Genomic DNA, 17,327 nt, shown 5'->3' on the forward strand with positions numbered 1-17,327 from the left:
ACAGTCATTGATTTATTGGAACGCCGATCGACCGCATCAGCATCGGCAGGGACCGGTGCAGCTCGCGTTCCCAGTAGGGCCAGGTGTGCCTGCCCGGCCCGTAGAAGCTCGTGACCACGCGCACGCCCACCTGGTCGAGCCGGTGTGCCAGCGCCACTGCCTGCTCACCGAGCAGCTGCTCCAGCCCGTCGTGCCCGGAACCGGACGGGTCCAGCGGGCCCGGCCGGCCGTCGCCCGTGGACAGGTACACCGGGATCCCGCGCAACCGGCGGGCCAGGTCGAACGGGTTGTGCGCGGCCCAGATCCGGGCGTCGGCCACCGGGTCACCCCACAGCCCGTCCGGATCGGCACCGAAGTTCCGCACGATCTGCCGCAGCGCGTCGGTGGTGCGCGGCCCCTGATAGGTGGTGTGGACAACCCCGCTGTAGGAGGCCGCCGCACGGAACATGCCAGGGTGCCGCGCCGCGTAGGACAGGGCGCCGAAGCCGCCCATCGACAGCCCGGCGACCGCGCGGGCGGGACCGGACCGGTAACGCCGTTCCAGTAGCCGACGCAGCTCGGTCAGGTGGAAGGTCTCCCACGCCGGGCCGTCGAGCCAGTCCGAGTAGAACCCGGCCTGCCCGCCGTCCGGCATGACGATCAGCGCGTCGAGGTCGCGGGTGTGCTCGGCGACGTCGGTCTTCTCGGTCCAGTCGCGGTGTCCCCCGCCCTTCTGCCCGCAGCAGCCGTGCAGCAGGTACAGCGTCGGCCACCGGTGGCCCTGCCGTGCCCGCCAGCCCTGGGGCAGCAGCAGCCGGACGCCGACCTCGGCCCGTAGCGCGTCGCTGCGGACGACCAGTTCGAGCAGCCGGTCGCCGACCATCCGCTCGCTGACGACCGTGGCGCGGTCGCCGGTGGCACTCGCGGGCGCGGCGGCCAGCAACCCCGCCAGCAACGCGAGCACGGTGAGCAGGACAGCCAGAACTCGTGCACGCATGGACGCTCCTCCTGGCCCGGCTGAATGCGCTTTCCCCAGCCCACCGAGGCTGGCACGGCGCCCCCACCCGGTCAAGCGCCGGGCCGGCGCAGCAGCCCGGCACGCTGCGCGATCAACGCGGCCTGCACGCGGTTGCCGACCCCGAGCTTGGCCAGGACCGTGCTGACGTGGTCCTTGATCGTGCCCCGGCTCAGGTGCATCCGGACGCCGATGGCCAGATTCGACAGCCCCTCGGCGAGCAGGACGAGGACCTCCCGCTCGCGCTTGGTCAGCCGCGCCACGCCGGCGGAGGCGGCCGACCGGGCCGCGGTGTCCAGGTAGTCGTCGGCGGCCGAACGGGTGACGTCGCGCGACAGCACCACGCCGCCGCTGGCCAACGTCCGGATGTACTGGGCGAGGTGCTGCGGCTCGGTGTCCTTGAGGAAGAAACCCGCCGCACCGCAACGCAGAGCGGCGGCGACGTTCTCGCCGGAGCCCGCCGTCGTCAGCATCGCGACGGCGGGCGGGCGCGGCATCGCCCGCAGCTGCCGGACAACGGTGAGCGCGTCGACGCCGGGCGTCCGGATGTCGAGCAGCACGACGTCGGGCCCGCGCAGTCCGACCTCCCGCACGGCCAGCGCACCGGTCGTGGTGGCCACGACGTCGATGTCAGCCGTCCCACGGAAGATGAGTTCGAGCCCGAACCGAACCAGCGCCTCGTCGTCCACCACGACCACCCGGATCACACCGGCGAACCGTATGGAGCGCGGGATAAGTATCCGATAAGCGCAACCTTGCGGCAGGACCGTAGAGACAGGGCCCGGGCAGCCGGGGTGCAATCCGGGTATGCGAAGCGCCCGAAGGATGCTGGCTGCCCTCGTGGCGGCCGCGGCCCTGCTGGTCCCGGTCACCTTCGCCGGGACGTCGTCCGCGGCCGCCACCGTGTCCGTGCTGTCCTACAACCTCTGGCACCAGGGATCCCACGGCGGCGGGATCGAGGTGGCCATCGACGCCATCCGCCGGTCCGGCGCCAACGTCGTGGCCCTGCAGGAAAGCGGCAACGGCGCGACGTCCAGGATCGCGAACGCCCTCGGCTGGAGCCACACCGCCGAGGGCTGGGACATCGACGTGATCAGCAAGCTGCCGATCGCCGAGCAGGACTGGACGTCCTGGAGCGACACCGGCGCGCAGGCCATCGCCGCGAAGATCGCCGGGGTGTGGGTGTACTCGATCCACCTCGACCACACGAAGTACGGCCCGTACAACGCGTGCTTCGACCGGGACAGCGTCCAGACGATCCTCGCCGACGAGTCCAACCGCAAGCGCCAGGCCGAGCAGATCGCCGAGTGGACCGGCTCGTCGCCGGGGATCGTCGCCGGTGACCTGAACACGCCGTCGCACCTCGACTGGACCGCGGCCACGAAGGCCACCCACTGCGGGTACGAGATCGCCTGGCCGGCGACCAAGGCGTTCGAGGCCAAGGGATTCCGCGACTCCTTCCGGCAGATCCACCCCGACCCGGCCAGGACGCCGGGCGACACCTGGTCGCCGGTGGAGAAGACCAACAACGGCAGGCCCGAACCGCAGGACCGGATCGACTACGTCCTCTACCGCGGCTCCTCGATCTCGGTCCGGAACTCCGCGACCTACGGCGGCTGGAACGGGTGGAACTCCGACCACCTCGCCGTCCTCACCACGTTCACCGTGTCATGAGACCCGTGCTGCTGGCAGCCGCCCTGGTGGGCGGCCTGCTCGGCGCGCCCGCGCAGGCGCCCGCCGCCGAGGCGGTGTGCTTCCTGTCGTGCGACCGGCTCGACCCATCCCGTGCCGGGCAGGAGACGTTCCCGGTGCCGGAGAAGAACCTCAACGGCCGCAGGCTGGTGCTGCACGTGTCCGACGCCGACGGCATGGCCTGGGGCAGCATCGACGACGGCGTGCGGGGCGACGCGGTGTGGCTGGACCGGTCGTGGGACGGCGGCCGCACCTGGGAAGGCCTGCTCGGCAAGGCCGCCATCCCGGACACGTGGACCGGTACCCGGACGCTCATGTACAACATCTCCGACCCCGGCGGTCACCGGCGCGGCCTGATCAGGGCCTGCGGGGACGCCGCGGGCGTCGGCTGCACCGACTGGGTGTACCCGGTGGTGTGCGACGTCCGCTGCGACCACACCGACGCCGGGCAGGCAATCGGCGACGTGCGGCCGGTGCCGCCGGCCACGCTGGCGGGCCGGAGCATCAGCCTGCACACCGACGCCAACGGCATGGCGTGGGCCGGCATCGAGGCAGGCGGCCCCGGTGACGAGGTCTGGCTGGACCGCTCCTGGAACGAGGGTGCGAGCTGGCCGGACGGGTCGTCGCTGGGCCGGATCACGGTGTCCGGCACGGGCGCCCGCACGGCGATGTTCGCCACCCGCGATCCGCGTGCCCGCCTGTACGGCGGTGCCGTCCGCGCGTGCGGGCGGGCGTCGAGCGGGCAGAACGGCGCCTGCACGGCGTGGGCCCGCCCCTCCCCCACCCGGGCCGGCGCGGCGGCCGACGCGCTGATGTACTCCTACTCCCCGCATCCGGGGTGGTGGCCGAGCAGCTGGTGGAACACCGCGGCCACGCTGACGACGGTGATCGAGCTCGGCGACCGGAGCCACGACTGGGTCATCGGGCGGACGTTTGAGCAGAACAAGGGCGTCTTCCCGGCCGGGGGCCGCAGCAGTGACCCGATCGAGGGCAACTTCGTCAGCCGCGCGATCGACGACTCGGCCTGGTGGGGCCTGGCCTGGGTGGCGGCCTACGACCGCACCGGCGAGTCCCGCTATCTCACGATGGCCACCACGATCGCGGACTACGTGCACGGGTACTGGGACACCGGAACCTGCGGCGGTGGTGTGTGGTGGGACCGGGAGCGCACCTACAAGAACGCCGTCACCGCGGGTCTCTACCTGCGGCTCGCCGCGGCCGTCCACAACCGGACCCCGGGCGACACCGTGTGGCGCGGCCGCGCCCGAACCGCGGCGGACTGGTACCTGCGCAGCGGGCTGATCAACGGCGCGAGCCTGGTCAACGACGGACTGACCAGGGACTGCCGCAACAACGGCCAGACCGTCTGGACCTACAACCAGGGGCTGGCCATCGGCGGTTTCCTCGAGGCGTGGCGGGCCACCGGCGACGGCGCGTTGCTGGACACCGCCCGCCGCCTCGCCGACGCGGCCGTCACCGGGCTCACCCGCGACGGGGTGCTGACCGAGTCGTGTGACGTCGGCACCCGCACCTGCGATGACAACCAGAAGCAGTTCAAGGGAATCTTCAGCCGGTACCTCGCCGACCTGGCCCGGGTCACCGGCGGGTACGCCGGCTTCGCCGCCCGGCAGGCCGAGTCGATCTGGTCCCGCGACCGGGACCCGCTCAACCGGATCGGACAACGCTGGGCGGGCGGCAGCCCGAACCAGCTCGACTGGCGCACCCAGGCCAGCGGCCTCGGCGCCCTCATCGCGGCACGGTGACAGGAGCAGTCATGAGACGTTTCCTCGGCGTGGCAACGGCATTCCTCATCGCGGCCGGCTCCGTGGCCGCCGTGGCACCCGCGGCCGCCGCGGCCTGGGAGCCGAAGGTCCCGCCGCTGACGACCCCGTGGACCGGCCAGGTGTCGCCGGACAACGCCCTGCCCGAGTACCCGCGTCCGCAGCTGGTCCGCTCGGAGTGGCAGAACCTGAACGGAGTCTGGGAGTTCACCGGCGCGCCGAACATCAATACGCCGCCGACCGGGCAGCGGCTCCCGGAGTCCGTGCTGGTGCCCTACCCGATCGAGTCGGCGTTGTCGGGCATCATGCGGCACGAGGACAGCATGTTCTACCGCCGGACCTTCACCGTCCCGGACGGCTGGGCAGGCAGGCGGATCATGCTGAACTTCGGCGCCGTCACCTGGGAGACCCGGGTGTGGGTGAACGGCACCCAGGTCGGCAGGCACACCGGCGGCTTCGACGCGTTCTCCTTCGACATCACCGGCGCGCTGCGCGACGGCGACAACGAGATCATCGTCGGCGCGTACTCGCCGGTCGACGGCAACCGGTTCCCGATCGGCAAGCAGCGCCGTAATCCGGACGGCATCTGGTACACGGCGGCGTCGGGCATCTGGCAGACCGTGTGGCTGGAACCGGTCGCCGCCCAGCACGTCACACGCCTGGACACCACCCCGGACGTCGCGGCGGGCATGCTGGACCTGGTGGTGCAGGGCAGTCCGGGCCAGCAGGTGAGGGCCGAAGTGCTGACCGGGGGAACCGTGGTGGGCACGGCCACCGGGACGTCGGGAAGCCGCCTGCGGGTGCCGGTGCCGAACGCGCGGCTGTGGTCGCCGGGCGACCCATTCCTCTACGACCTGCGCGTCACCATGGGCTCCGACGTGGTCACCGGTTACTTCGGCATGCGCTCGCTGGGCAAGGCGATGGTCGGCGGGGTGATGCGGCCGCTGCTGAACGGCCGGTTCGTGTTCCAGCTCGGCACCCTGGACCAGGGTTACTGGCCGGACGGCATCTATACGGCACCGACCGACGAGGCGCTGCGGTTCGACCTGGAACGGCAGAAGGCGCTGGGCTTCAACATGGTCCGCAAGCACATCAAGGTGGAGCCGGCCCGCTGGTTCTACTGGGCGGACCGGCTCGGGCTGCTGGTGTGGCAGGACATGCCGTCGCTGGACGCCGTCGACGACACCTCGGCGGAGAGCCGGGTGAACTTCGAGGCGGAACTGCGCCGGATCGTCGACCAGCTCAAGGGCATCACGTCGATCGTGCAGTGGGTGCCGTTCAACGAGGGCTGGGGCGAGTACGACAACTCGCGCATCGTCGACGTGGTGCGGTCCCACGACCCGACCCGGCTGATCAACCACAACTCGGGTTCCAACTGCTGCGTGTCCGATCCGATGGCGGGCAACGGGGACGTCATCGACGACCATGCGTACCAGATGTCCGGCGGCACCCGCACGCCCGACGCCACCCGGATCGCGGTGCTCGGCGAGTACGGCGGTCTGGGCAGGCGGGTGCCGGGGCACGAGTGGGAGCCGGGTGCCGGGTTCGCCTACGGTGCGCTGTATCCCGACGAGAACTCGCTGGCCACCCGCTACGAGACGATCACCGCCGAGGTGGCACGGTTCGTGCAGACCCGGGGGCTGTCCGGTTCGGTGTACACCGAGCCGTACGACCTGGAGAACGAGGTCAACGGCTTCTACACCTACGACCGGCGGGTGCTCAAGATGTCCGAGGCGCGGGTGCGGGCGGTCAACCAGCGTGTCCTGGACGCCGCGAACGGGACGTCGGTGAACCAGGGCGAGCTGGTGTCGCTGCGGGTCACCACCCCCGGCTACACCAACCGGTACCTGCGGCACCGCGACGCGCTGGCGCGCACCGACACCGACGACGGCAGCGACGTCCTCAAGCAGGACGCGACCTACTGGGCGCGGCCCGGGCTGGCGTCGGCGGCGTGCGTGTCGTTCGAGTCGCGTAACTTCCCCGGCCGCTACCTGCGGCACGCGAACTCGCGGCTGCGCAACGACCCGGGCGACGGGACGGCCGGCTTCGCCGGTGACGCCACGTTCTGTCCCCGGCAGGGCTCCGGCGCGACGGCGCTGGAGTCGTTCAACCAGCCGGGCGCGTTCGTCCGGCACTACGCCGAATCGGTCTACCTGGCCCGGTCCGGCGGCCCGAACCCGTGGGACACCCCGGCGAGCTTCGCGGCGGACACCACGTGGGCCGCGGTGATCCCGCTCTGGCGCAGCGGTGCCGACCTGACGAGGGACGCCGCCCGGTCGTTCCGGGTGACCACCCCCGGGTTCACCGACCGCTACCTGCGCCACCGCGACGGCCTGGCCCGCACCGACGTCGTGACGGCGGCGAGCCCCGGCCTGCTCAAGGCCGACGCGACGTTCGTGGTCCGCCGCGGCCTGGCCGACCCGTCGTGTTTCTCGCTGGAGTCCCGCAACTTCCCGGGCTCCTGGCTGCGGCACGCGAACTTCCGGGTCCGCCTGTCCGGCAACGAGGGGACCGACCTGTTCCGGCGGGACGCGACGTTCTGCGCCCAGCCCGGCACCGGCGGCGTGCGCCTTGCCTCGCTCAACGAGCTGGGCACCCACGTCCGCCACTACGCCGAGGAGGTCTGGGTGGCGGCCAACGGCGGGGCGCAGGCCTACGACAACCCGGCCTCCTACGCCCAGGACGTGACCTGGTCCGTCACCGCCCCCTGGACCCCGTAGGCACGCGCCACCCACCGCACGTGAAGGCCACCTTCACGTGGTTTCACCTCAGCTTGTAGGCACGGACGATGGTGTGCGCGACGCTGCCGTGCTCGCTCGTGGCCGCCGCGCGCAGGGACACCGAGGTGGCCGCGGCGGGATGGTGGACGTAGGCGACGCTGTTGTCCCGCACCCGGGCCGGCTGCCACGACCGGCCCTCGTCGTAGGACACGTCGACGGTCAGGGTGTCCGGCCGCGCGGCACCGCCGTCACCGCAGCCCAGCGAGATCGGGATACGCAGCGGCCGCCCGGCTGGTGCGCTGTTGGCGTCGTCCAGCTCCGGTGCGAACCGGATGGCGCACAACGGAACCGCCCGCGGCTCACCGGGCACATGGCCGGACCGGAACGTCCACTCCGCACTGACCTGAGTGGACAGTCCGAGCGCGGGCGGGCGGGTCAGCGTGGTGGTCAGCCGGTACTGGCTTTCCTGCGCCGGCAGCCGGAAGAAGCCGTAGCCCAGCTCCGCCGACTCGCCGACCAGCTCGGTGCCGCGGTACAGCTTCGTGTTGCCCTCGCCGACCCGCGGGAGCCCGCCGTTGCCCGCCGCGTCACCGAGGAGTGGCAGGAACACCTCCAGGGAGTCGCCGCGCCGGTCCACCCACGGGTTGGGACCCTGCGGCGGGAACGCCGGGCCGAACATGCCGTCGTTGAACCGCTCCGAGTACTCCTGCCCGGCACGATAGACCCGCCGGGGACCGAACAGTTCGGTCTCCAGCTCGGTGCTGCTTCGTTGCTGCAGCAGGCCGCTCCAGCTCACCCCGTCGGTGGTGACGTACTCGGTCACCGCACCGGGCAAGGGCACCTCCCGCGACATGCCCGGGGTGAGGAACGTGCCGTCCGGCAGGTGCGGGATCGCCGCCCGGCGGCCCGTCCGGTCCGGCACCGGCGCGCCGAAGCTCGCGCGCACCGTGGCCAGGTCCGCCATGGTCACCGTCCTGCTGAACCCGGCGGGCACCACATCGCCGGGGAACCAGGCGAGCCCGTAGAACGGGCCGTCGGCGGCGGTCCACTGGGTGTTCACGATGCCGGTCAGGGTTCCCGGCGGCGACGGCGGTCCGAGGTGACCGAGGGACGCCTGGCTCAGCTTCCCGCCACCCACGACGAGAACCGTCGAGACCAGCCGGCCCCCGGCCATCTTCACCGAGTACCCGAGGTCGCTCATCAGCAACGTCGCAGGGCCCGGAGGAACGATGTCGACGGGCTTGGAGATCCGCGGGTCGACGGTGATCGTGGTGTTCCGGGTCAGGTCCAGGTTCGGGTACGGCAGCATGTGCAGCCGCCCCTGCCCGGCGACGAGGTTGTCCAGTGCGTAACGGCCCTTCGGCAACCGCAGCCGGATGGTGCCGTCCGGCGAGTACGGCTTCAGTACCGAGTCGTCGTCCAGGCCGATCACCCTGGCCTGGTAGCCCCCGGTGGCCTTGCCGTCCTCGCCGAGGTAGCTGACGGTCAGGTCGTAGGACTCCCGCTCCCTGGTGACGGTGAGCGGTACCCGGACCGGCGTTGCGCCGCCGGTGGCGACGACGGCTCCGGTGTACACACCGTCGGCCGTCCCGGCCTTGGTGTCGGCGACGACGGTGACCGTCGCGGATCCACCCGCCGGGACGGTGACCTGCTTCTCCCGCACCGAGAACACGGCGGGCCCGGCGGTCAGGTCCAGCGTGACGGCGGTGGTGCCGGTGTTGTGGAAGGTGAGCGGTTTGGGTATCGGCTTGTCGTCGTCGTGCGGCCAGGGCACGACGCCGTAGCTGAGGCTGGTGGGCTCGGCGAGCACGGAGACCGGCCTGGTGAGGTCGACGCGGCCGGAGCCCTGGGCGAACGGCGACAGCCCCGGGGCGGGTTTCGCGGACCCGGTGAGCGCCGACTTGAGCCACGCGCCGGTCCAGTCCGGATGCCGCTGGGCCAGCAGGGCGGCGGCACCCGCGACGTGCGGGGTGGCCATCGACGTGCCGGACAGCGCGGTGTAGCCGGGCTCGACCGGCTTGCCGATGGTGCCTGCCGAGTGCAGCGCGGCCACGATTCCCACGCCGGGGGCGGTGATGTCCGGCTTGATCGCGCCGTCACCGGTACGGGGTCCCCTGCTGGAGAACGGCGCCAGGCCGTCGGCGCGGTCCACGGCGCCCACGGTCAGCGCGGCGTCCGCGCTGCCGGGCGAATCGATGGACCCGTCGGTGCCGGTGTTGCCCGCCGCGACGACGAACAGCGTGCCGTGCTCGCGGGACAGCCGGTTGACCGCTTCCTCCATCGGGTCGGTTCCCGGTGTGTCCCGGCCGCCCAGGCTCAGGTTCACCACCGTGGCGCCCTGCTCGGCGGCCCACTGCATCCCGGCGATGATCCAGGACTCCTGCCCGAAGCCGTTGTCGCCGAGCACCTTGCCGTCCAGCAGCGACGCCTCGTGCGCGACACCGCGGTACTTCGGCCCGCTCCCGGCGGCGATGGACGCCACGTGCGTGCCGTGGCCGTGCCGGTCGACGCTGTCCGGGGCGTCGGTGAAGTTGCGTTCGGCGACCTCGCGGCCGGCGAGGTCGGGATGTGTCTGGTCGACGCCGCTGTCCAGGACCGCGATCCGGACGCCCTTGCCGGTGTAGCCCGCCTGCCACGCGGCCGGTGCGCCGATCTGGGCCGTGCTGCGGTCCAGCGTGGCCCTGCGGATGCCGTCCAGCCAGATCCGCTCCGCTCCGGCCGCGGTCAGCGTCGCCCACAGCGGCCGGTCCTTGCGGGCGAGCACGGCCGCCCCGCCGACGCCCGGCAGGGCCCGGGTGACCACGCCGCCGAGTGCGGCCGCACCGCCGGGGTGGGTGACGATCAGCGGCAGCGTGTCCCGGTGCGCGTCGTCGTAGCCGTAGTCGAGCAGGGTGGTCACGTCGAACAGCCGGGGATCCACCCGGCCGCCCGCCACCAGCGGCAGCGCGTCGGCGGGCAGGACGCTCAGCCGCCCGTCGTGGCGGGTGGTGGAGAACGCCATCCCGTCGCGGCCCGGTCCCGGCCGCACCGACGGCGCCCCGTGCGGGCCGATCTCCACCCGGTCACCGGTGATCAGCGTGACCGCGCGGGACGGCGCGGGCTCGGCCGCGTGCCCCACCCCGGTGATGCCCGAGGCGAGCAGGCCGGCGACGCCGACGACGACCGGAATCCTTTTCAGCGGCATGGACCGATCCCACCCCGCCCGTGACGCCGCTGTCTCTACGGTCGTGCCGCAAGGTCAGCCCGCGGCCCGATAGGCCTGCCCGCTGGGGTTGACCCGCGTACCGTCGTACAGGCCGGTCGGCGCGGTCGCGGTGGACAGCGTGAACCAGGCGTACCGCTCGACGAACGGCAGGCTCCGCAGCATGGCGGTGGAGTTGTTGATGAACGCCACCTGCTCCTGCTGGCTCGGGTAGCGCGGCTGCGGCTGGGTGAAGTCGGTGAGCGCGTACTCGGTGAGCCAGATCGGCTTGCGGTACCGGTCGTACACGGCCTGCAGGTAACCGCGGAGGTGGCCGACGGCGGCCGGGGAGAAGTCGCTGCCGTACCAGTGCAGCGGGATGAAGTCCACCCGGTACCCGCGGGCGGCCGCGCCGGCCAGGAAGCGGTCCAGCCAGCCGCCGGGCCGGTCACCGCCGAACGCGACGGCCGGTGCGCCAAGGCGCATCCCGGTCCCCTGCAGCTGGGGCCACAGCGACAGCGCCTGCTCCACGGACATGTTCGCCTGCGCGGGCATGTCGGGTTCGTTGAACCCGAGCAGGGTGGTGCCGAGCGACTTCGCCTTGTTCAGCTGTTCGGGGGTGACCGATCCGGGTCCCCAGATCATCGGGACGAACTCGGTCCCCTCGGGCTTGCTGACGCCCTGGAGGTCGGCGGCCCAGTTGTAGAACCACGTGGCACGCACGTCGCGGAGTGCCTCGTTCACCCCGGCGACGGTGTTGACGCTGACCCCTTTCGGCCCGGCCACGGCTTCGGCGGTGGCCGGGGGCGCCTGCGCCAGGACGACGAGCAGCAACGCGATGAGCGTGCGGGCGAGACGGGTCACGGTGCTTCTCCCGGTTCACATCAGCGGGGTTCGCAGGGCGGCGAGGTCGCGGCGCCCGGAGATCCCCAGCTTGCGGTAGACGCTGGACAGATGGAACTCGATGGTTCGCAGGGTCAGGTTCTGCGACTCGGCGATCCGGCGGTTGCTCAGCCCGGCCCGGGCGAGTTCGGCGATCTTCCTTTCCTGTGCGGTCAGGCGGATCCCGGCCTGCTGGCTCAGTCGCCGCAGTGCCGCCACGGCCCGGCTGGACCAGCGCTGGTAGCCGCCTTTCGCGGCGAGTTCGCCGACCGCCCGCAGCACGGTCCGCGCCTCCGGGTAGCGGTGTCCGGAGCTGAGGAACTGGGCGAGGTCGTAGCGTGCGCGCAGCAGCGCGTCGGCCGGGTAGTCGGCGAGGAGGTCGGCTGCCTTGGCGATCTCCTCGGGTGTCCTGGCGACCACCACGGCGTGGGCGTGCGCGGCGACCCCGATCGTGCGCCGGTCGCCCCATCTTCGTGCCAGGGCGAGTTCGCGCTCGGCGAGCACGGCGGCGAGCCTGCGCCGTCCGGACGCGTCCGCGCACAGCGACGCGCGGGACCGCCAGGCCGACACCGCCGGGTTGTGCACGCACGCCGCGGTGAGCAGGTGGCCGCATTCGAGGAAGGCAGCTCTGGCGAGGTCCTGGTGGTCGGTGGCGAGCGCGAGGTCGCCCAGTGCCGCCAGCAATTCCGGCTTGTCGCCCGGCCCGGGCGGGTCCGGATCGCTCAGGTGGTCCAGGGCGAGGCCGTGTGCGTGGTCGAGGTCCCCGAGGTCGACGGCCGCGGCGATGGACCACGCCACCAGCAGTTCGCGCAGCGGCGACCGGCCGTCGTCGAGCAGTCCGCGCAGGAGGTCCGCGGCCGTGCCGGGGTCGCCGCGCAGCCAGGCCAGCCGGGCCCGCAGGGCGGTGACGAACTCGCCGTGCTGCCCGTTCTGGCGTTCGCAGTGGTACGCGGCGAGATCGGTCGCCCCGGCGTGGACCAGTGCCAGCACCGCACACCAGAAGGCGAGCAGGTCGCCGCGGCTGTCCGAGCCGAGCACGAGCGCGGCGTCCTGGACGACGGCGGCACGATCGTGCCCGTGGTTGGCCAGCGCGACGGCCCGCAGCGCACGGACCCGTTCCGGCGACGCCGCACCGGCGGCCTGGGCGACCGCGACGCCGCCGGGAACGTAGGGCACGCCAGGCGGTTTCACCACCGTGCCCGTGTCGAGCATCCCGGTCCACAGCTCGTCGCGGCAGCGGATGCCGAGCTTGCGGTAGACCTGGGACAGGTGGAACTCCACGGTGCGGACGGCGAGGAACAGCTTCGCCGCGATGTCCCGGTTGCTGTAGCCGACCAGCGCCAGGAACGCCACCCTGGTCTCGTTGCGGGTCAGCGCCGGTTCCGGCCGGGTACGCAGCCGCGCCAGCGCGGCCTCGGTGCGCGCGGCCCGGTGGCCGTTGCCCGCGCCCTGGAACCGGGCGATGGCCTGGTTGAACTGCGCCCTGGCGAACGCGAGCCGCCCGTCCCGCCACAGCCTGCTGCCGACCTCGTGCCGGATGTCGCCCGCCTCGACGGCCGCGCCGGCCGCCTCCAGCAGTTCCGCGGACTCGTCGAGCAGGTCGATCTGCTCCCGGGAGCCGCCGGCGACGGCCAGTGTCGCCAGCGCCAGCCCGATCGTCCTCGGTTCGCCCCAGGCCAGCGCCGCCTCGTGTTCCTGCTCGGCGAGGTCGGCCGCCAGCCGGGCCTGCCCGGTCCGGTGGGCACACGACGCGGCGCGGCGGCGCCACGCCGACCTCGCCGGGTTGACCACCCCGCCCAGTCGCAGGGCCCTGCCGCAGGCCAGATGATCGGCCAGTGCCGTGACGAACTCGCCCCCGGCCATGGCCACCGCTCCGCGGGCACACAGCAGTTCGGGGGCCAGCTCCGCCTCCGCGCCGCCGTGCCCGGCCAGTGCCGCCCCGGCACCGGCCGGATCGCCGCGGTCCAGGAGCAGCTCCACCGTCTCGGCGACGACGACCGGGCGGAGCCGCGGATCGGTGACCGTCCGGTGCAGTGGCTCGTACAGGCTCCACGCGGTGTCCAGGTCGCCCTCGAACCGGGCCGCCCTGGCACGGAACAGGATGGGAAGGATGCTGTCCGGCACGGTGAGCCGGTTCGCCGCGTCGGCGGCCGGTTCGCCTGCCAGCGCGAGCGTGGTCAGGGCGTCGTAGAGGCAGCGGGGATCCCGTTCACAGCGGGGATCGGTGAGCGCCCGCTCGGCGAGCCGGACGGCGTCGGGTCGGCGCCTGCCGGCGTCGGTCAACGCCATGGCCCGCGCCGATGGGCACAGGCGCTGCGGCCTGTGGGCTGCGGTGTCGCAGTGCATGCCGGTGCTCCGCGAAGGTTTCGACATCACGATGAACCCTCGTTGAAGCGCTGTTGTGGATCGCTTACTCAGCGTGCTGATGATAAGGCCGGGAACGGGCCCGTCAATGAATTGACCGGAAACTTGTCTCGTCGATGTCGCGTGGCGGGGTCGAAATTTTCTGCGGTCGGACCGTGAAGACCGGGCAGCCACCCACGGCGCAGGATGGTCCGACGCGGCATCCAGGAGGAGACATGCGCAGGATCCGTTGTGCGGTGCTGGCACTGGTGACGGCCGCGACCGCGGTGACCGGGAACGCGGCCGCGGCGCAGGCGGCCGATCACACCGTCACCTTCGTCAACCGGTCCGGCCAGACGATCTGGATCGGCAGCGCGGTCAACGCCGACGGGTCCCGCAATCTCACCGGGCTGCCCATGCTGCACGACACGCAGCAGGCCACCGTCACCATTCCGGAATCGGGCAATCCCCCGCACTGGCGCGGAAAGTTCTTCGCCCGGCAGAACTGCACCGGCACCCCGGGCAGTACGTTCCGCTGCGCGATCGGCGACTGCGGCAACCTCGCCGACCGGTGCACCACCGGCGAGCAGCCGGCGAGCCTGGCGGAGTTCAACTTCGACCGGAACGATCCGATGAAGCTGGCACCCTGGTACAACGTCAGCTACGTCAACGCCGTCTCGCTGTCGATCACCATCGACGCACGCGACGCTCAGGTTCCGCCCGGTTCCAAGGAATGCGAGTCGGTCGGCTGCTCGGACCGGCTGCTCGAATCCTGCCCGCCGGAGAACCTGACGCGGGACCCGGCAGGCAGGCCGGTGCTGTGCGTCAACCCGAACCGGGACGCCAGAACGCCGTACAGCAACGCGATCTCCAGCCGCTGCCCCAAGGCGTACGCGTGGTCCAAGCAGGATGCCGAGCAGGGCAACCAGACCGTGCGGCAGTGCCGCTACTGCACCGGTTTCGTGGTGACCTTCCACCGCGGCAGCTGACGCCACGGTCCGGCACCGCCTCACATCCGGGAGCGCAGCACGTCGACCTCGCAACCCGGCGCGAACGCGTCGAAGCCGTGCTCGACCAGCCAGCGGACCCCCAGCAGGCTTCGCACCGACCACCACGCGCGGAGCACGTCGAGGTCGACATCGGTGCCGTAACCGGCGAGGACGTCACCGAGGTGCCGCTCGTGCCCGAGCGTGAACGTGGCGAGGTCGAACAGGGCATCACCCCGCCCGGCCTCCGACCAGTCGAGGATGCCGGTGACCTCGTCGCCGTCGACGAAGACGTGCGAGATCTGCAGGTCGCCGTGGATGAACGCCGGGGTCCACGGCCGGATCGCGGCCTCGGCGATCTCGCGGTTCCGGGCGACCAGGCCGGCGGGCAGGATGCCGTTCGCCACGAGCAGCTCGCACTCGCCGTCCAGTTCCGCCGCCAGTTCCCCGGGATCCCGGCGGCGCCGGCCGGTCCAGGGCGGCAACGGCGCCTCGTGCAGCCGGCGGATGGCGGCGCCCGCCGCGGCCCACGCCGCCGGGGACGCCGCCGACGGCTCACCGAGGCGGCCGAGTCGCCTGCCCCGCAGCGCTGCGATCGCCAGCACGGACGGCTTGCGCCACAGCACTTCCGGCGTCGGGACCGGCGCCAGGGCCACCGCCTCGGCCTCGACGTCGAGGCGTGCCTGATCGGCGTCCACCTTCAGGAACACGTCGCCGACCCGCAGGGTCACCCGCTCGGAATGGGCGACGACGACCTCGACCTCCTCCATGGACGCCAGTATCCAGCGCCGCTAGAGGACGGCTCCCAGCGGCAGGATCAACGCGATCGCCACCACGGAGATCACCGTCTCCATGATCGACCAGCTCTTCACCGTCTGGCCGACCGACATGCCGAAGTACTCCTTCACCAGCCAGAAGCCCGCGTCGTTGACGTGTGAGAAGAACAGCGACCCGGCGCCGATGGCGAGCACCAGCAGGGCGCTGTGCGTCGGGTCCAGCGTGGCCGCCAGCGGGGCGACGATCCCGGCCGCCGACACCGTGGCGACGGTCGCCGAACCGGTCGCCAGCCGGATCGCCACGGCCACCAGCCAGCCGAGCAGCAGCGGCGAGAAGTTCGCCCCGGTGGCCAGGTTGGTGATGACGTCACCGACCCCCGCGTCCACGAGCGTCTGCTTGAACCCGCCGCCCGCGCCGACGATCAGCAGGATTCCGGCGATCGGGCCGAGCGAGTCGGACAGGGTGGCCGACATCCGGCCGCGGGTGAACCCGGCCGGCCTGCCCAGCGTGATCATGCCGAGCAGGACGGCGGCGAGCAGCGCGACCAGCGGGTCGCCGACGAAGTCCAGCACCCGGCGCAGCTGGTTCTCCTTGTCCAGCAGGATGTCCGCCAGCGCCTTGCCCATCATCAGCACCACCGGCAGCAGCACGGTGGCCACCGTGGCGAGGAAACTCGGCCGCCGCACGGCTTCCTGGTCGCCGGCGGACTCCGGGACGAGGTGCTCGGGCGCGTGCGCGTCGGGCACCAGCCGGGCGGCGAGCCTGCCGAACAGCGGTCCGGCCACGATCACCGTCGGGATGGCGATCAGCACGCCGAGCGCGAGGGTGATGCCCACGTTGGCGTTCAGCGCGCCCGCCGCGGCCAGCGGTCCCGGGTGCGGCGGCACCAGGCCGTGCAGCACGGACAGCCCGGCCAGCGCGGGGATTCCGAGCAGCAGCAACGGCTGGCCAGTGCGCCGGGAGACCAGCAGCACCACCGGGATCAGCATCACCAGGCCGATCTCGAAGAACATCGGCAACCCGATCAACGCGGCGACCAGTGCCATCGCCCACGGCAGCGTCCTGCGGCCGGACCGGGAGATGATCGTGTCGACGATCTGCTCGGCCCCGCCGGAGTCGGCGAGCAGCTTGCCCAGCATCGCGCCGAGTGCGATCAGCACCCCGACCGAGGCGACGGTGGAACCGACACCCCCGCTGAAGCTCTTGATCAGCTTGTCCACCGGCATCCCCGCGACCAGGCCGAGCACGCCCGAACTGAGGATCAGCGCCAGGAACGGGTGCAGCTTCAGCTTGGTGATCAGGACGACGATCAGGGCGATCGCGAGGAGCGTCGCACCGATCAGCCTCCACTCCCCTGCGGCGAGCGTGCTCACGGGTTGTCCTTTCGGTAGGCGGTGAACGCGGCCTCGACGAGGTCGTCCGGCGGCGCGCCGACGTCGGCCGTCCAGCCACATTCACCGGGCCGCAGCGGGTCGAGGTCGGCCAGCTGGGAGTCGAGCAGGGACGGCGGCATGAAGTGCCCGCTGCGACCGCCGATCCTGGCCGCGAGCAGCGGCCGGGTGCCGTGCAGGTGCAGGAACCAGACGTCGCCACCGGCCCGCAGCACGTCGCGGTAGCGGTACTTCAGAGCCGAGCAGGAAACGACACCGCCGGCCTCGTCGTGGGCCGTGATCCAGGAGGCGATCGCGGTCAGCCACGGCGCCCGGTCGGCGTCGTCGAGCGGGACGCCGGAGGTCATCTTGGCGATGTTGGCCGGCGGGTGGAACGCGTCGGCCTCGGCGTAGGCGACGCCCAGCCTGCGGGCGAGCGCGGTACCCACGGTGCTCTTGCCCGCACCGGCGACACCCATCACCACGACGACCGCCATCGAAACCTCCTTGGTCCGCGGGACAGTAGACCCAATAAGTACTACTTAATCAAGCAAAGGTAATACTTAATCGAGTCAGTACGCTACGGTCTCCCCATGGCCGA

At 72.1% G+C, this 17,327-nt stretch carries 12 protein-coding genes; 4 read left to right on the forward strand and 8 right to left on the reverse strand.

All coding sequences use genetic code 11. The annotated features are described in order from the left end of the window. Positions 1-4: 4 nt before the first annotated feature. Together EWH70_RS12270 and EWH70_RS12275 are read right to left on the reverse strand one after the other, a co-directional pair. Positions 5-976 carry an alpha/beta hydrolase gene (locus tag EWH70_RS12270; RefSeq protein WP_130475439.1) on the reverse strand — a complete coding sequence of 324 codons (972 nt, stop codon included), beginning with the start codon at positions 974-976 and terminating at the stop codon, positions 5-7. A 71-nt stretch (positions 977-1,047) separates the two neighbouring features. Continuing rightward, the gene (locus EWH70_RS12275) at positions 1,048-1,701 is read right to left on the reverse strand and encodes a response regulator (protein WP_130475440.1); all 654 of its coding nucleotides are present in this window, start codon (positions 1,699-1,701) and stop codon (positions 1,048-1,050) included. Positions 1,702-1,801: 100 nt separating this feature from the next. Between EWH70_RS12275 and EWH70_RS12280 the strand changes: the two genes are divergently transcribed. The 3 genes from EWH70_RS12280 to EWH70_RS12290 are packed head-to-tail and all read left to right on the forward strand — an operon-like array spanning position 1,802 to position 7,187. Next, positions 1,802-2,668 carry an endonuclease/exonuclease/phosphatase family protein gene (locus EWH70_RS12280; protein ID WP_130475441.1) on the forward strand — a complete coding sequence of 289 codons (867 nt, stop codon included), beginning with the start codon at positions 1,802-1,804 and terminating at the stop codon, positions 2,666-2,668. Further along, a complete protein-coding gene (locus EWH70_RS12285; protein ID WP_130475442.1) occupies positions 2,665-4,449 on the forward strand; it encodes a glycoside hydrolase family 76 protein in 1,785 nt (594 codons plus the stop codon). Before EWH70_RS12280 ends, EWH70_RS12285 begins: the two co-directional genes overlap by 4 nt. An 11-nt stretch (positions 4,450-4,460) precedes the next feature. Beyond that, positions 4,461-7,187, forward strand: coding sequence for an AbfB domain-containing protein (locus EWH70_RS12290; RefSeq protein WP_130475443.1), 2,727 nt, complete (start codon positions 4,461-4,463; stop codon positions 7,185-7,187). A gap of 43 nt (positions 7,188-7,230) precedes the next feature. Here the strand turns inward: EWH70_RS12290 and EWH70_RS12295 are convergent, their stop codons facing one another. Genes EWH70_RS12295 through EWH70_RS12305 form a run of 3 tightly spaced genes read right to left on the reverse strand, consistent with a single transcriptional unit; the run spans position 7,231 to position 13,539 of the window. After that, positions 7,231-10,371 (reverse strand): S8 family peptidase, encoded by a 3,141-nt coding sequence (locus tag EWH70_RS12295; protein ID WP_130475444.1) that lies wholly within the window; start codon positions 10,369-10,371, stop codon positions 7,231-7,233. Between the two features lie 54 nt (positions 10,372-10,425). Continuing rightward, positions 10,426-11,232 (reverse strand): glycoside hydrolase family protein, encoded by an 807-nt coding sequence (locus EWH70_RS12300; protein ID WP_130475445.1) that lies wholly within the window; start codon positions 11,230-11,232, stop codon positions 10,426-10,428. A gap of 15 nt (positions 11,233-11,247) precedes the next feature. Further along, complete coding sequence (locus EWH70_RS12305) at positions 11,248-13,539, reverse strand: helix-turn-helix domain-containing protein (protein WP_130475446.1); 2,292 nt, start codon at positions 13,537-13,539, stop codon at positions 11,248-11,250. Positions 13,540-13,829: 290 nt separating this feature from the next. Between EWH70_RS12305 and EWH70_RS12310 the strand changes: the two genes are divergently transcribed. Next, entirely contained in the window at positions 13,830-14,582 is a 753-nt protein-coding gene (locus EWH70_RS12310; protein ID WP_130475447.1) for a thaumatin family protein, read from the forward strand. A gap of 20 nt (positions 14,583-14,602) precedes the next feature. On the opposite strand, the gene EWH70_RS12315 is transcribed toward EWH70_RS12310, so the two are convergent. From EWH70_RS12315 to EWH70_RS12325, 3 genes are read right to left on the reverse strand one after another with little or no spacing between them, the layout of a single operon-like run. Beyond that, on the reverse strand, positions 14,603-15,349 hold the full coding sequence (locus EWH70_RS12315) for a phosphotransferase family protein (RefSeq protein ID WP_130475448.1): 747 nt from the start codon (positions 15,347-15,349) through the stop codon (positions 14,603-14,605). 21 nt (positions 15,350-15,370) lie between these two features. Beyond that, positions 15,371-16,729 carry a GntT/GntP/DsdX family permease gene (locus EWH70_RS12320; protein WP_240686947.1) on the reverse strand — a complete coding sequence of 453 codons (1,359 nt, stop codon included), beginning with the start codon at positions 16,727-16,729 and terminating at the stop codon, positions 15,371-15,373. Further along, positions 16,726-17,223: a gluconokinase gene (locus EWH70_RS12325; RefSeq protein ID WP_130475450.1), complete on the reverse strand. Its 498-nt coding sequence runs from the start codon at positions 17,221-17,223 to the stop codon at positions 16,726-16,728. Before EWH70_RS12325 ends, EWH70_RS12320 begins: the two co-directional genes overlap by 4 nt. Between the last annotated feature and the right edge of the window lie 104 nt (positions 17,224-17,327).

The organism is Amycolatopsis suaedae, assembly GCF_004214935.1.
Classification (GTDB): domain Bacteria; phylum Actinomycetota; class Actinomycetes; order Mycobacteriales; family Pseudonocardiaceae; genus Amycolatopsis; species Amycolatopsis suaedae.

Excerpts from the sequence above, each read along its gene's own strand:
- EWH70_RS12270 (WP_130475439.1), bottom strand. The coding sequence starts at position 976 with ATGCGTGCACGAGTTCTGGCTGTCCTGCTCACCGTGCTCGCGTTGCTG.
- EWH70_RS12280 (WP_130475441.1), top strand. The coding sequence starts at position 1,802 with ATGCGAAGCGCCCGAAGGATGCTGGCTGCCCTCGTGGCGGCCGCGGCC.
- EWH70_RS12285 (WP_130475442.1), top strand. The coding sequence starts at position 2,665 with ATGAGACCCGTGCTGCTGGCAGCCGCCCTGGTGGGCGGCCTGCTCGGC.
- EWH70_RS12290 (WP_130475443.1), top strand. The coding sequence starts at position 4,461 with ATGAGACGTTTCCTCGGCGTGGCAACGGCATTCCTCATCGCGGCCGGC.
- EWH70_RS12295 (WP_130475444.1), bottom strand. The coding sequence starts at position 10,371 with ATGCCGCTGAAAAGGATTCCGGTCGTCGTCGGCGTCGCCGGCCTGCTC.
- EWH70_RS12305 (WP_130475446.1), bottom strand. The coding sequence starts at position 13,539 with ATGGCGTTGACCGACGCCGGCAGGCGCCGACCCGACGCCGTCCGGCTC.
- EWH70_RS12310 (WP_130475447.1), top strand. The coding sequence starts at position 13,830 with ATGCGCAGGATCCGTTGTGCGGTGCTGGCACTGGTGACGGCCGCGACC.
- EWH70_RS12315 (WP_130475448.1), bottom strand. The coding sequence starts at position 15,349 with ATGGAGGAGGTCGAGGTCGTCGTCGCCCATTCCGAGCGGGTGACCCTG.
- EWH70_RS12325 (WP_130475450.1), bottom strand. The coding sequence starts at position 17,223 with ATGGCGGTCGTCGTGGTGATGGGTGTCGCCGGTGCGGGCAAGAGCACC.